At 58.6% G+C, this 14,261-nt stretch carries 14 protein-coding genes; 7 read left to right on the top strand and 7 right to left on the bottom strand.

Annotated elements, in window-relative coordinates:
• The first annotated feature begins 39 nt into the window (after nucleotides 1-39).
• Complete coding sequence (locus ACR0DY_RS17910) at nucleotides 40-1,074, top strand: calcium-binding protein (protein WP_480547383.1); 1,035 nt, start codon at nucleotides 40-42, stop codon at nucleotides 1,072-1,074.
• A gap of 144 nt (nucleotides 1,075-1,218) precedes the next feature.
• Nucleotides 1,219-1,488 carry a 30S ribosomal protein S15 gene (gene rpsO, locus ACR0DY_RS17905; RefSeq protein WP_170329634.1) on the top strand — a complete coding sequence of 90 codons (270 nt, stop codon included), beginning with the start codon at nucleotides 1,219-1,221 and terminating at the stop codon, nucleotides 1,486-1,488.
• Nucleotides 1,489-1,576: 88 nt separating this feature from the next.
• Here rpsO and ACR0DY_RS17900 read toward each other — a convergent pair whose 3' ends face one another.
• From ACR0DY_RS17900 to ACR0DY_RS17885, 4 genes are all read right to left on the bottom strand, one after another.
• On the bottom strand, nucleotides 1,577-2,476 hold the full coding sequence (locus ACR0DY_RS17900; protein ID WP_480547381.1) for a hypothetical protein: 900 nt from the start codon (nucleotides 2,474-2,476) through the stop codon (nucleotides 1,577-1,579).
• Between the two features lie 161 nt (nucleotides 2,477-2,637).
• On the bottom strand, nucleotides 2,638-2,916 hold the full coding sequence (locus tag ACR0DY_RS17895; RefSeq protein ID WP_480547379.1) for a hypothetical protein: 279 nt from the start codon (nucleotides 2,914-2,916) through the stop codon (nucleotides 2,638-2,640).
• Complete coding sequence (locus ACR0DY_RS17890; RefSeq protein ID WP_480547377.1) at nucleotides 2,888-3,796, bottom strand: hypothetical protein; 909 nt, start codon at nucleotides 3,794-3,796, stop codon at nucleotides 2,888-2,890. Before ACR0DY_RS17890 ends, ACR0DY_RS17895 begins: the two co-directional genes overlap by 29 nt.
• Nucleotides 3,754-4,350, bottom strand: coding sequence for an adenylate/guanylate cyclase domain-containing protein (locus tag ACR0DY_RS17885; RefSeq protein ID WP_480547375.1), 597 nt, complete (start codon nucleotides 4,348-4,350; stop codon nucleotides 3,754-3,756). The genes ACR0DY_RS17890 and ACR0DY_RS17885 overlap by 43 nt, the downstream gene beginning before the upstream one ends.
• Nucleotides 4,351-4,680: 330 nt before the next feature.
• Here ACR0DY_RS17885 and pnp point away from each other — a divergent pair, with 330 nt between their 5' ends.
• From pnp to ACR0DY_RS17870, 3 genes are all read left to right on the top strand, one after another.
• Nucleotides 4,681-6,831 (top strand): polyribonucleotide nucleotidyltransferase, encoded by a 2,151-nt coding sequence (pnp, locus tag ACR0DY_RS17880; protein ID WP_480482820.1) that lies wholly within the window; start codon nucleotides 4,681-4,683, stop codon nucleotides 6,829-6,831.
• An 85-nt stretch (nucleotides 6,832-6,916) separates the two neighbouring features.
• On the top strand, nucleotides 6,917-8,140 hold the full coding sequence (locus ACR0DY_RS17875; RefSeq protein WP_480898844.1) for an AAA family ATPase: 1,224 nt from the start codon (nucleotides 6,917-6,919) through the stop codon (nucleotides 8,138-8,140).
• Between the two features lie 421 nt (nucleotides 8,141-8,561).
• On the top strand, nucleotides 8,562-9,566 hold the full coding sequence (locus ACR0DY_RS17870; protein ID WP_480482815.1) for a Hint domain-containing protein: 1,005 nt from the start codon (nucleotides 8,562-8,564) through the stop codon (nucleotides 9,564-9,566).
• A 12-nt stretch (nucleotides 9,567-9,578) separates the two neighbouring features.
• On the opposite strand, the gene ACR0DY_RS17865 is transcribed toward ACR0DY_RS17870, so the two are convergent.
• Nucleotides 9,579-10,214, bottom strand: coding sequence for a DUF1326 domain-containing protein (locus tag ACR0DY_RS17865; protein WP_480482813.1), 636 nt, complete (start codon nucleotides 10,212-10,214; stop codon nucleotides 9,579-9,581).
• 267 nt (nucleotides 10,215-10,481) lie between these two features.
• On the opposite strand from ACR0DY_RS17865, the gene ACR0DY_RS17860 reads away from it, so the two are divergent.
• Nucleotides 10,482-11,171, top strand: coding sequence for an outer membrane protein (locus tag ACR0DY_RS17860; protein WP_480898841.1), 690 nt, complete (start codon nucleotides 10,482-10,484; stop codon nucleotides 11,169-11,171).
• A gap of 130 nt (nucleotides 11,172-11,301) precedes the next feature.
• Here the strand turns inward: ACR0DY_RS17860 and ACR0DY_RS17855 are convergent, their stop codons facing one another.
• The gene (locus tag ACR0DY_RS17855) at nucleotides 11,302-11,952 is read right to left on the bottom strand and encodes a peroxiredoxin (RefSeq protein ID WP_480898838.1); all 651 of its coding nucleotides are present in this window, start codon (nucleotides 11,950-11,952) and stop codon (nucleotides 11,302-11,304) included.
• Nucleotides 11,953-12,166: 214 nt separating this feature from the next.
• Between ACR0DY_RS17855 and ACR0DY_RS17850 the strand changes: the two genes are divergently transcribed.
• Nucleotides 12,167-13,606: an aldehyde dehydrogenase family protein gene (locus tag ACR0DY_RS17850; protein ID WP_480493952.1), complete on the top strand. Its 1,440-nt coding sequence runs from the start codon at nucleotides 12,167-12,169 to the stop codon at nucleotides 13,604-13,606.
• 61 nt (nucleotides 13,607-13,667) lie between these two features.
• Here ACR0DY_RS17850 and ACR0DY_RS17845 read toward each other — a convergent pair whose 3' ends face one another.
• Nucleotides 13,668-14,102: a glyoxalase superfamily protein gene (locus ACR0DY_RS17845; protein ID WP_480474265.1), complete on the bottom strand. Its 435-nt coding sequence runs from the start codon at nucleotides 14,100-14,102 to the stop codon at nucleotides 13,668-13,670.
• Nucleotides 14,103-14,261: the final 159 nt, after the last annotated feature.

The raw sequence follows: 14,261 nt of genomic DNA, 5'->3' as shown, positions 1-14,261 counted from the left end.
TATTCCACCCTCGGAGCATCATGCTTTCGGAGGGGTTCCATGTTTCTGGCCGGATTGCTTGGACTGGCCGCCATTGGCGGCGCTGCTTACGCGATGAGCGATTTTCTGATCGAAGAGGACGACACGCCGGATGAAAACCCCGAAGGTGAACCATCAGCCGAGGATGATACCGGTGAGTTTCTGGTCATCGGCGAGGGTGTCGAAGATCCGGAAAGCACCGACACCGAACCTTCGCCGGACAGCGACGAGGCACCCTCCACCGGGACTGTGATCTCGGAATTTGAAGGCGATCTGGTGATTGCCGGTGGCGATGGTTCGGACGTGATTACCGGTCAGGACGGTGTCGATCAGATCAACGGCTATGGCGGGGACGACACGATAAACGGTGCCAAGGGCAACGACGTTCTGCACGGGGGCGACGGCGCGGATGAGATATCGGGCGGGCAGGGAAATGACATCCTGCACGGTGAGGCGGATGACGACCTCTTGTTCGGAGATGACGGGGAGGACGCCCTTTACGGTCACTTTGGTGACGACACACTGGATGGCGGTGCGGGTGAGGACGAACTGTTTGGCGGTCAGGGCGACGACAGGCTGGACGGTGGCGCAGGGGATGATGCGTTGCAGGGCGGGTTCGGGGACGATGTTCTGAACGGGGGCGAAGGTGAGGATACCGTCTTTGGCGGGGATGGAGACGACTTTGTTTTCGGGATCGAAGAGGGGGCCGCCGAAAGGGATTTCCTGAACGGCGGTGCGGGTGACGATACCATTCTGGCAGGCGGCAAAGACGTGGTAACGGGCGGAGACGGGGCCGATGATATCGTGTTGAACCCAGGCGACGATCAGGTGACCGTGATGGGGTTTCAACCCGGCGAAGACAAGCTGCTGGTGACGTGGGAGGATGAGACCGACCCGGCAATCGAGGTTGAGGCCGACGCCGAAAACGCCAACCTGACAAGGGTTTTCATAGATGGCCAGGAAGTTGCGCAGGTATATGGTGCCGAAGGGATGACAGCGGCCGATATTCAGCTGATCACCGAAGCCCAGTTGGCGCAATACGGGCAGATGGCCTGAGCCCGCAGAAACCCTTTGCCATTTGGGTCAATTGCGCTTATACGCGCCCATCCGCATCGGAATCGGTGCGGTTTTCTCCATGGGCCTGTGCTGGACGACATCCCGGCCTGCGCCATCAACTCTAACCTTTCAAAGGAGACCCCGATGTCGATCACTGCCGCTGAAAAAGCACGCGTCATGCAAGAATTCGCAACCAAAGAAGGCGACACCGGTTCGCCTGAAGTACAGGTTGCTATTCTGACCTCGCGTATCAACACCCTGACCGAGCACTTCAAGACCCACAAGAAAGACAACCACGGTCGTCGTGGTCTGCTGAAAATGGTTGCTCAGCGCCGTAAGCTGCTGGACTACCTGAAGGGCAAGGAAGAGGCGCGTTACCAGGACCTGATTAAAAAGCTGGGCATCCGCCGCTAAACGTATTTGTTACGTTTTGTACCGGTTCTGAACCCCGGTTTGTAAGATTTGTACGCCCGCCCAATTGGCGGGCGTCTTTGATTTCGGGTCAGATTGCCTGCCACTTTTTGTAGGTATCGACCGCCAAGGCGGTGTCGATCACGAACATCGCAACTGCGGTTACCATCGCCAGCATCGACAGCCAGAACGACCCGCTTGCCGAGGCGACGGCCAGTGTCATGCCACCGACGCAGGTGGCAATCGCGGCGGCTTTTTCCAGGCCGCTCATGTCGGTCAGAACGATGCCCGCAAGTTTGGTGAACCCGACGGAAGCCTTGGCGACGCCCAGCATTGCCTTCATCATGGCCAGATCGCTGCCCGCCGTTCCGGCCTTGGCGATTGCACCGGCGTGGCGGCTGATCGGACCGCTGCATTTGACAGCAATCCCGGCCCCTGCGCGCGTGACCGTCTTGGTTCCGAGCGCCTGATAAACCCCCAGCGCGGCCATGGCCATCGTGATGATATCGGCAAACGCCTTGGCGGCGGCCCCGATAAAGGTGTTCAGCGCGGCTTTCTTGCGCTTTTTCCTGCTGGTGCCCAGCGGTGCCCCCAAAAGCGGCGTGTCCCCCTGCATCAGGATCAGGCTGTCCGCGGTTTCCTGCACCGAGAACGGCGCGGCATCGACGGGAACCGTAGCGGCTTCGGCCTCGGGTATCGGGTCGGGGGACAGGAACCGCGCCTTGATCTGCGCCTGTTGGTCGGCCGGAAGCGCGCGGATATCGGCCCCTTCGTCTGAGGCATAAAGCTCTTCCCATGCGCTTTCCATGATCGCGGCCACGTCCGCCGCACTTGGTTCGGCGGCGGGGGTTGTCATCAGCGGCATCTTCGGGCCTGCATCAAGGTCGATGTCCTCGACCGCGTCCTCGGGGAGGTTGTCAAGCATCTCGATAAATGACTCGTCGAACACATCAGGGTTGAATGAAATGCCAGAGGCGGAATGGAGCTTCATGGGTAAACCTACTTTCATTAACTTTGACACAATAAGCCTGCACAATAGACGAGTTTTGAAATCTCTCTGTGGTGAACATCACACTTGAACAACCGGTCGCCGCCAACCGGGGGGCGCGGCGTTTCGTGGCCGCAGCAGAACGCGTGTCTGTAGATCAGCCGTTATTCGGGAAGACCGGCCTTTTTCCACCCTTCGCGCCAGCTTTCGGAACAGGTGGGAACGGTAAAGATTGGCAAACTGGTCTGATCCGAGGAAGCGGTGATATCGGGGCGCAACGCTTGCAGGTCGCTTATCGCCGCCTGCGCCGCTGCGGCATCAGACATCTGACCCAAGGCGGCAATAAGCATCAGGTGGCTCATGACAAATCCTGACCGAACGGCCAGAGCTTCACGCGCTGCGGCGGCGGCCTCGTCATACCAGCGCAGTTGAAAAAGCGCCACTTGCCCGGGCGATATGCGCCGCATGGCGCATCGGGTCTTTCGGGCTGAGTTCAATGGCATGTGTTGCGTGTTCCAATGCCTCGTCCGACCGGTTCAACATGCACAGGTTGATGGAGGCGAGCATGTGGACGCTTGCAGCATTGGGGTTTTCGGCCAGTGCCTGTTTGAACGCCGCCCGCGCGCGCGGCAGGTCGCGGGCCAGCATCGAGATTGAATGCGCCGCATAAGCCATGGCAATGCCGTCGGCGCGGTCGCTCATGAGAACGCGTTCTGCCGCGCTGATGGCGGCCCTGGGCCCTTCGCCGATGGGATCGAGCCCCTGAACAAGCCGCTGAATGTGCAGCCAGGCCAGCAACCCTGCGGCAGCGGCGTAATCCGGGTCGCGGTCCAGCGCCAGCGTCGTCAGCCGGATGGCTTCGCGATTGGCGTCATCTGTCAGCAGATGAAAATGCGACTGCGCCTGAAGATAGAGTTCATAGGCTTCGAGGTTTTCGGTCGGCTTGGCGCGGGATCGGTTCGTTTCGGCTTGGCGCAGCGAAGGTTCGATCGCCGTGACGACCTCTTGCGTGACCTTGTCCTGAAGCTCGAAGATATCGTCCAGCACCCCGTCAAAGCGATCGGCCCACAGGTGGCTGCCATTTTCCGCATCGATCAACTGCCCGGTGATCCGGACACGCTGTCCCGCGCGGCGGACGGACCCTTCCAGCACATGCCGAACCCCGAGCGTCAGGCCGACCTGGCGGATATCTGTCGTTTTTCCCTTGAAGATGAAGGACGAGTTGCGGGCCACGACCATAAGCCAGCGAAAGCGCGACAGTTCCGTGATGATGTCTTCGGTTATGCCGTCGGCAAAGAACTCTTGCTCGGGGTCGCCGGACATGTTGTCGAAGGCAGGACGGCGATCCCCGGGCGGGTGTCGGCGGGTGTTGCAAGATTGGCGGTTGAGCCCTTTGGCCAACACCAGACACCAACGCGGCGCGTGATGTTCTTTAGCTCGGCCTGCCCGCCGCCGCCGAACAGGCCCGCATCACCCCGGTCAAGGCTGTGATGCGCCGTGTCCGAGATCAGGATCTGGTCGGGTTTGGCCAGAGCCTCGAGCCGGGCAGCGACATTGATGCCATCACCGAAGATGTCTTCGCCTTCCGCAATGACCTCGCCCGTGTGAATACCGATGCGCAGCCGCAGCCCTTCGGGCTTGTCGCAGGATTGCAGGGCAATCGCAAAATCCGACGCGTCGGACGTTGACTGGAATTCAGCGATCCAGCCATCCCCCATGCTTTTGATCAATGTGCCGTTGTGGGATTCCAGCAGGGCAGTGAGCGTGTCGTCACGGAACGATTTCAGCGCTGCAAGTGTACCCTGCCGGTCCTGATCCATAAGCGCTGAGTACCCGACAACGTCAGCCGCCAGCACTGTCGTAAGCCGTCTTTTCATTCGCACCCCCGATGAAAGTGAGGTTAGCGCAGTGATCCGGTTCTGTCAGGCCATTTCCCGGACGGGGGCAATGGCACGCAGCGCGCCATCATGCGGCCCCTGTGCCTTGCGACGCGCTGCGAGAGGTCAGGACCTGCCTCAGCATGATCCGGCCAGCTTTTTCGGTTTCGCTTTCCTTCCAACGCATTCTCATGTATGCGCGCGGTATCTGAGACGTTGTGCCCTGACCCCGGCACTCGAACGGAAGATAAATGGGGTCGGCGGCAATGGGGCCGCCATGCAAAACCGGAGACCCGCAGGGGCGGGAGTGCTCCGTTCTAGGATACGCATATGTTTGATGTAACGAAGAAATCGATGCAGTGGGGCGAGGAAACGCTGACACTGGAAACCGGCAAGGTTGCCCGTCAGGCCGACGGCACCGTGATTGCCACGCTGGGCGAAACCAGCGTCATGGCCAACGTGACCTTTGCCAAGAGCCAAAAACCTGGTCAGGACTTTTTCCCGCTGACCGTACATTACCAAGAGAAATATTACGCCGCCGGTAAGGTTCCGGGTGGCTTCTTCAAGCGCGAAGCGCGCCCGACCGAGAAAGAGACGCTGACCGCGCGTCTGATCGACCGTCCGATCCGCCCGCTGTTCGTTGACGGTTTCAAAAACGAAGTGCTGGTGATGTGCACCGTGCTGAGCCACGATCTGGTCAATGATCCCGACATCGTTGCAATGATCGCCGCGTCGGCTGCGCTGACCATTTCCGGCGCGCCGTTCATGGGCCCGATCGCCGGTGCCCGCGTTGGATTCGTGGATGGCGAATACGTCCTGAACCCGACCGTGGATGACATGCAGGACCTGCGCCTGAACCCTGAACAGCGTCTGGATCTGGTTGTTGCCGGTACCAAAGACGCCGTGATGATGGTGGAATCGGAAGCCTATGAGCTGTCCGAGGCCGAAATGCTGGGTGCCGTGACCTTTGCGCATGAGCAGATCCAGCCGGTCATCGACCTGATCATTTCGCTGGCCGAAGACGCCGCGAAAGAGCCGTTCGAATTCGTCGCACCCGATTACTCGGAGCTTTATGCCGCCGTTTCGGCTGCCGGTGAAGAGCAGATGCGCGCCGCGTTCGCGATCACCGACAAGCAGGAGCGCACCGCCGCTGTTGCCGCTGCCCGTGAAGCGATCAAGGAAGCGCTGAGCGAGGAACAGCTGGAAGACGCCAACCTTGGCTCGGCGATGAAAAAGCTGGAAGCCGGTATTCTGCGCGGTGACGTCGTCAAGGGCGGCAAGCGCATCGACGGTCGTTCGACCACCGATGTGCGTGCCATCGAAGCCGAAACCTCGCTGCTGCCGCGCACACACGGCTCTGCCCTGTTCACCCGCGGTGAAACTCAGGCGCTGGCCGTGACCACGCTGGGCACCGGCGACGATGAGCAGTTCATCGACGCGCTGCACGGCAACTTCAAATCGAACTTCCTGCTGCATTACAACTTCCCCCCCTATTCGGTTGGTGAAGTGGGCCGTGTGGGTTCGCCCGGCCGTCGCGAAATCGGTCACGGTAAGCTGGCATGGCGCGCACTTCAGGCGGTTCTGCCTGCGCCGACCGACTTCCCCTATACCATCCGCGTGGTGTCCGAGATCACTGAATCCAACGGCTCCAGCTCGATGGCGTCTGTCTGCGGCGGGTCGTTGTCGATGATGGATGCGGGTGTTCCGCTGAAAGCTCCGGTTGCCGGTGTGGCCATGGGTCTGATCCTGGAAGATGACGGGTCTTACGCAGTTCTGACCGACATCCTGGGTGACGAAGACCACCTGGGCGATATGGACTTCAAGGTTGCGGGTACTGCAAACGGCATCACCTCGCTTCAGATGGACATCAAGGTCGCGGGCATCACGCCTCAGATCATGGAAACCGCCCTGGCACAGGCCAAGGACGGCCGGATGCACATCCTGGGCGAGATGGGCAAAGCCCTGTCCGAGACCAACGAGTTCTCGGTCCACGCACCGCGCATCGAGACCATGAACATCCCGACCGACAAGATCCGTGAAGTGATCGGTTCGGGCGGCAAGGTCATCCGCGAGATCGTCGAGGTTTCGGGTGCCAAGGTCGACATCAACGACGATGGCGTCATCAAGATCGCATCGCCCGATGGGGAATCGATCAAGAAAGCCTATGACATGATCTGGTCGATCGTGGCCGAGCCGGAAGAAGGTCAGGTCTATACCGGCAAGGTGGTCAAGATTGTCGATTTCGGTGCCTTCGTGAACTTCTTTGGTAAGCGTGACGGTCTGGTCCACGTGTCCCAGATCGAAAACCGCCGCCTGAACCATCCGTCGGATGTTCTGAAGGAAGGTCAGGAAGTGAAGGTCAAGCTGCTGGGCTTTGACGATCGCGGCAAGGTTCGCCTGTCGATGAAAGTGGTCGATCAGGAAACCGGGGAAGAGATCGTTCCCGAGAAGAAAGAAAAGAAAGAGGAAAGCGCAGAGTAATCTGCTTCTTACTTGATATTTTTATGGGGCTCCGGTGGAATTACCGGAGCCTTTGTGTATTCTGAGAGCAAATTCTGAGGTGAACATGAAGTTTAATCCGTTTGTACCGTTCGGGATCGCTTTTCCTGGAATGTTCATTGGACGGTTCGATGAGATTGAGGCGATTGAACAGGCTCTTTTTCAGACAAAGAATAACAACCCTCAGCACCTCCTCATTTCCGGCGAGCGTGGCATAGGAAAATCATCATTATTGAATTATGCAGATCTAATAGCCCGCGGAGAGATCAACGTCGAAGCTTTAGAATTCAATTTCTTGACTGTTTCTACCGACTTAGCAGGCGTTCAAACGCAGGGTGGAATCGTTAAGCAAATTGGACGTGAACTAAAATCCAAGCTCCGTTCGCACGAGAACCTTAAAGAAAAAGCAAAGCTGGTTTGGGAGTTTCTTTCCAATTGGGAAATATTGGGCGTCGCCTATAGAGGAAAAGAGGAAGAGATCGACCCCGACGAAGCACTTGATGATCTGGTTTCCCTCTTCGTCGACATCTCGGAGACACGCAACTTTGACGGAATCGCAGTGCTTCTGGATGAGGCAGACACACCTCCGGTGGAAGCTGGCCTGGGAGAATTTTTAAAAATTGTAACGGAACGCTTGGCGAAGCGAGGTTGCAACGACGTATTGTTCTTGCTCGCTGGTCAGTCGATTCTTGTTCAAAAGCTTCGGGATTCTCACGAGTCATCTCTTAGAGTTTTTCAGGTTTTGACCATGCAACCACTTGAACCGAAAGAGAGAAAGAATGTAGTCCGTGTAGGCATCGCTAGAGCAAATGAAGAAAACGAACGCAAAACAAAAATTGATGAAGAAGCAACTGACCTGTTGAGCGATCTTTCTGAAGGATACCCACACTTCCTTCAGCAGTTTTGTTACTGTGCTTTTGACACCGACACGGATGACGCGATTGATTTGAAAGATGTACTTCATGGTGCTTCGGCAGAGAACGGCGCGATAGATCAACTCGGTGCGAAGTACTTCAGCGAGATGTACTATTCAAAGATTTGGTCTGACGATTATAGACGAGTTTTGGATTTTATGGCTGAACACGGCGACGGTTGGGTTGCACGCAAGTCAATTATTGAAGGCTGTGAAGTATCCGCTTCTAATGTGGATAATGCTCTTGCGGCTTTAAAAAAGCGCGAGATTATCTTAGCTGATGAAGCGCGCAAAGGGTTTTATCGGTTACCTACAAGGTCTTTTGCAACTTGGATAACTGTCGTTTCCAGCACTCATTCTGAAAATGTTTTGCAATAATGTTTCACTACCGTCCACTAACCTCCGCTACCTTCCACTAACCTCCGCTACCTTCCGCTAACCTCCGCTACCTTCCGCTAACCTCCGCTACCTTCCACTAACCTCCGCTACCTTCCACTAACCTCCGCTACCTTCCGCTAACCTCCGCTACCTTCCACTAACCTCCGCTTCTACCACCCACATATCCGCATATGTGAAATGCCGGGGCTAGGTTGGTTTTGCTTAAAGAGGAAAGCGCAGAGTAATCTGCCCACCCTCTGATTGAATGCGAAAGGCCCCGGTTTCGACCGGGGCTATTTTTGTCCGCGCGGTCAGGAGTGTCGGGCGTCCCGTGGCTTGGTAAATCAATTATTAACACTTCATGCGTGTATTTACTCAACCATAAGGATGATCATGTTGCATTCAGGGATGCTTTTCGACCGTGGCCTCGATAACCGTTTTCGAAATCAGCGCAGACCCCTACAGCAATAAAAGCGTCGATATTACTGCCGCTTATTCCGTTGATATCACCGACAATGACGCCCTGTTGCAGGATCCCGACCCTGACAGCGCGCAGCTTGATCTGTCGGCCCTGCCCGGTTTTTCCGGGACAAGCCAGAATTTCAGCACTTTCGAAAGCTATTCGGGGACGGTGAACGGGGCGCCTGTCACCTTCATTCTGGTTCAGTTCTCGAACCCGCGCTACATCATCGTCACCTCGGGTCAGGCGCAGCTGAACGATACGATCACGGGGACCAGCTTTGGCGGGACGGCAGCGCCAACTACTTATCAGACCCTGCCGTCTTTCGTGTGCTTTACCGCCGGGTCCCTGATCCGGACACCCGCCGGGCTGCGCCGGGTCGAAACCCTGAACCCCGGCGACCCGGTTGTCACTGCCAAGGGCCATATCCGCCCGGTGCGCTGGGTCGGCAGGCGTCGCTTGTCAGCGCAGGAGTTGCAACAGGACCCTCATCTCTGTCCGGTTCGGATCATGGCGGGATGTTTCGGGCCAAACAGCCCCAACCGTGATCTGGTCGTCTCGCCACAACACCGGATCGCCGTCACCTCGGCGATGATGGAGCTGATGCATTGCGAGACCGCGATGCTGGCCCCGGCCAAGGGGCTGATCAACGGGCGGACAATCGTTCAGGAGCTGCCCGCGCAAGGGGTCGAGTATGTCCATATCCTTTTTGACCGGCATGAGTTGGTGAATGTCGAAGGGGTCTGGTCCGAATCCTTCTATCCCGGCGACACGACACTGGGCGCGATGGCTCCCGCCACAAGGCGCGAGCTGTTCACCCTGTTCCCGGATCTGGCCTGCGGTGCCGGTGGCTATGGGTCAACCGCGTTGCCGGTGCTGAAACCCTTTGAGGTTCGGGTGCTGAAGGCGGATCTGACGCTGCCCTGCTGGTCATCGGTCCCGAACACATCTGCGCACGCCGCCTGACAGGGGTGCCGATCAGTGAGCAACCCCGCCGGGCCCATGTTTCAGAAGATGCCACTGGCCATAGCTGTCCTTCAGGTCCAGCTTTATCGCGGCATCAGAGCGGGTCGAGGCGCTGCCAATCTCGGCAATGGAAAACTCGATCCCGCCGGGGATATCGATGCGCACCCGATGCGCGCCGCCGCCATGCGGGGCCTGAATCGGCTGTCCGGTGGATTTCAGAACATCACCAACGGTAACGCTGGCCGTGCGTTCTTCGAGGTCCATCTCGAATTCGATCGGCAGGTAAAGCGTGTCATGAACCGTCTCGCACATTGCCCTGAACACATACCAATGCGTCGCCATCTCTTCGGTTTCTTCACCGTGAAAGACCTTTTCCAGCGCGTCGCGCTGTGCCGGGGTTGCTGCGGGATCAACGATCACCTGCATCTCGCCGCCGCCCTCAAAGATCGGCCCCGGCCAGGCATAGATCAGCGCGGCTTTGGTCCCGCTGAGGTCGGTGTCACCGAAATGCCCTTTGGTCACCTCCAGCACTTCGAACCCCCGGCAATCGCCATGGGTCGGCAACTCTTCGAACTGGCAGGGGCAGGCATAGCCGCAGTTGCAGTTCCCGAAACTCTCTCCTTCAACATACCAATCTGTAAAAGCCATGGTCTTCTCCTGCTTTGAACAGTCCGAAAGCCCGAGGTGATTGGTCGCATGCCTGAGTTTTGCCCCTAAGCACCCTATCACAATTCGGCGCGAACCAGAACCTGAGGGGCCCGAAGAAGCCGATGAACAGCGCTGCCCCAGCCCCGGATCTATTCACTCACGCGCGTCCAAAAACCTGTGAAACGAAGTGATAACCCCGCGCCTTTCCTTTCCGTCAAACCCGCCCACATCGAGGCCAAGCAGAGTTTTGGAGCAACGGAGACAATCATGTTCAAGCACATTTTACTTACCTCAACGGCCCTCGCCGCCAGCGCGACGGCGCTTGCCGCGCAGAGCCTGGGCGACGGCACCTATGTTCAGGGTTTTGTCGGGTACAGCCAGCTGCAGGACAGCGATTTCGCAGGCACGATCGGCGGCACGCCCCAATCCGTTGAAACGGAGTTCGACGCGGGATTCGGCCTGGGCGTGGCCATCGGCAAGGAAATCCCGCAATGGTCAAATGACAGGTTCGGCACGCGGATTGAGCTGGAGCTGTCTTACCGCGACAGCGACGTGGATGGTGTGAACTTCTCGGGCAACGGGCCGGGGGCCGAGGGCAATATCTCGGGCGATGTCACGCAGACCTCATTGTTTGCCAATGTGCTGTTCGATTTCAAACAGGCGGGTGCGCTGACGCCCTATGCCGGGTTTGGTCTGGGGGCCACCTATTCGGATCTGGATTTTGCCTATGGGCCCGGTGTGGCGCTGGATGACAGCGACACCACCTTTGCCGCGCAGCTGATCGCCGGTGTGGCTTACGAGATCAACCCGTCAACCGCCTTTACCGTCGACGCCCGCTATGCCCGCGCCTTTGACGTCTCGTCGCGGCGACTGGCCCCGAACGGCGCGTTGACCGGCACCGTCGAAGACGATCTGGATACGTTCAGTGTCAATTTCGGGCTTCGGTACAAGTTCTGAGGTCCAGGGGCAGGTCTCCCTTCGGTTACCCTGCCCCCGCCTGCTTCATCTGGCCCCAAATATCCTCGGGGGGAAATCGTGCCGGCAGGCACGATGGGGGGCAGACAGCCCCCCTGACCCGGCACCCGCCTTAAGACGGCGCTTTGGTCTTGCGCAGATAGGGAAAGATCGTCTCGAACGCGCCGAATTTGGCCTTGGCGTCTTCGTTCGACACTGAGGGCGGGATGATCACGTCTTCACCCGGCATCCAGTTGGCAGGCGTTGCGACACCTTTAGACGACATCTGCAACCCGTCCAGCGCGCGCAGGATTTCGGCAAAGTTGCGGCCCACGGTCATCGGATAGGTCATCGACAGTTTCAGCTGCTTGTCCGGGCCGATGATAAAGACCGACCGCACGGTGGCGCTGTCAGCCGGGGTGCGGCCATCGGGCAGGTAGGCTTCGGCAGGCAGCATGTCGAAGGCTTTCGACACCGCCAGACCCTCATCAGCGATGATCGGGAAACTGGGATTGGCCTTGCCGTATTCCTCGATGTCCTTCTTCCATTTCTTGTGGTCTTCAACACCGTCAACCGACACGCCGATCACCTTGGTGTTGCGCGCGGCCCATTCGTCGTTCAGCTGCGCGACGGCCGAGAATTCGGTGGTGCAGACAGGCGTGAAATCCTTGGGGTGCGAGAACAGAATGGCCCAGCTGTCGCCAATCCAGTCGTGCAACTGAATGGTGCCCTGATCTGTTTCTGCGGTGAAGTTCGGGACCGTATCGTTGATGCGCAAACCCATGGCTACTTCCTTTCCTGTTGAAAATCCGAGTCGATTGCCTGAAACCTAATCACTTTGTGCGAAGGTTAAACCTTTCATCGTGGTCGCGGCCAAGGAATTCGCCGGTTTCACTGGAAAAATAATTTGATCAAATTATCTATTGCCCCCTCTTCGCTTGGGTGACAGAGTGTCGGCGAACAGCCGGATTCTAGCTGAACCGACAGGAGGGCTCAGGATGATCGAGAAACGGAATTTCTATATCAATGGTCAATGGGTCGCGCCGTCGCAACCCAATGATTTCGAGGTCATCAACCCCTCGACCGAGGAGCCGTGCGCGGTGATCTCACTGGGTGGGCAGGCCGACACGGATGCGGCAGTTGCCGCCGCCAAGGCCGCCCTGCCGGGCTGGATGGCAACGCCGGTGGAGACCCGCATCGCACTGGTCGAGAAGCTGATCGACATCTACCAGACCCGCGCGGAAGATCTGGCGCAGGCCATGTCGCTGGAAATGGGCGCGCCGATTGACATGTCGCGCAGCCAGCAGGTTGGTGCAGGCACATGGCATTTGCAGAACTTCATCCGCGCGGCCAAGGCGTTTCAGTTTGAACGCCCTCTGGGGGATCACGCCCCGAATGACCGGATCATCTATGAGGCGGTTGGCGTGGCCGCATTGATCACGCCCTGGAACTGGCCGATGAACCAGGTCACGCTCAAGGTCGGTGCGGCGGCGATTGCGGGCTGCACGATGGTTCTGAAACCATCCGAGCAAAGCCCGCTGAACGCGATGATCTTTGCCGAGATGATGGACGAGGCAGGGTTCCCGCCCGGTGTATTCAATCTGGTGAACGGCGATGGCCCGGGCGTTGGCTCGCAGCTGTCGGGTCATCCCGACGTGGATATGGTCAGCTTTACCGGCTCAACCCGTGCGGGTACGGCAATTTCGAAGAACGCGGCGGAAACGCTCAAGAAAGTGCATCTGGAGCTGGGCGGCAAAGGCGCCAATGTGGTCTTTGCCGATGCCGATGAAAAGGCTGTCAAACGCGGCGTCCTGCATATGATGAACAACACCGGCCAAAGCTGTAATGCCCCCAGCCGGATGCTGGTGCAGCGCCCGATCTATGATCAGGCCGTTGAGATCGCGGCCGAGGTCGCCAGCAAGGTCACGGTGGGCAATGCCGCAGACGAGGGCCGCCATATCGGACCCGTCGTGAATGAGGTTCAATGGACCAAGATTCAGGACCTGATCCAGAAAGGTATCGACGAAGGGGCGCGGCTGGTCGCGGGCGGCACCGGACGCCCTGAGGGGCTGAACAAGGGCTATTATGTCCGCCCCACGGTCTTTGCCGATGCCAACAACCAGATGACCATCGCGCGCGAGGAAATCTTTGGCCCCGTCCTGACCATGATCCCGTTCGACACCGAGGAAGAGGCCATCGAGATCGCCAATGACACCCCTTATGGCCTGACCAATTATGTGCAGACGCAGGACAAGGCGCGCGCCAACCGCATGGCGCGGGTTCTGCGGTCGGGCATGGTCGAGATGAACGGCCAGTCGCGCAGCGCGGGCTCTCCGTTTGGTGGGATGAAGCAATCCGGCAACGGGCGCGAAGGTGGCGTTTGGGGGCTGGAAGACTTTCTGGAAGTCAAATCCGTCGGCGGCTGGGCGGCTGAATAATACACCCAGCGCAATGCAAGATGAGAGGGCGAGGCAACGCGGTTGCCTCGCCCGTGTTATGTCAGACAGGCCGCACCACTAGCTGGGGTTCCCCGTCGGACGTATGGCGACGGGAACGACCGTCCCAGCCAATCTCTCCTGTCACGCGCTGGCGATAGGCCGAGAAACTGTCGAACCGGACTACATCGACAGGCGTGTCGAACTGTAGGGTCACCCGGCGGTGTGCACCGTCCCCCAGCATGGTCAGACCACGAATTTCCGCCGTGAAGGGCTGGCCCAGGTATCGACCTTCGACCCGGTCGCCCACGCGCAAGCGCATCCGGTTGCCCGCCATCGCGTGCAATGTGTTCCAGTCGCGCACCCCATGTTGATGAGCCACCAGTTCCAGGGCCTGACCGTGCGACAGCTGAACGCCGGTGTCGTGCAGTTTCCGTCGCAGGCGTTTGGCCTGCTCTTTCAGCTCCTCCAGCGGAGCGATGTCTTGTGACAGTGTCATGTTTTGCCTCGTTTCCTTGAACGGGCGCGAGTTTAGGACGGGGTTCGCATTACCATCCGCGCGCCGGGAAAGGGCAACAGATGTTTGTTCAACCGGGTTTCACCAAAGCCTATGGCCGCGAACGGCAGGGGACCCGAACCTGCGTTGCTTTTTGGCAGC

Source organism: Ruegeria sp. O6 (genome assembly GCF_056535045.1).
Note: the sequence above shows the minus strand (reverse complement) of the source record. Positions and strands in the feature narration are given on the sequence as shown.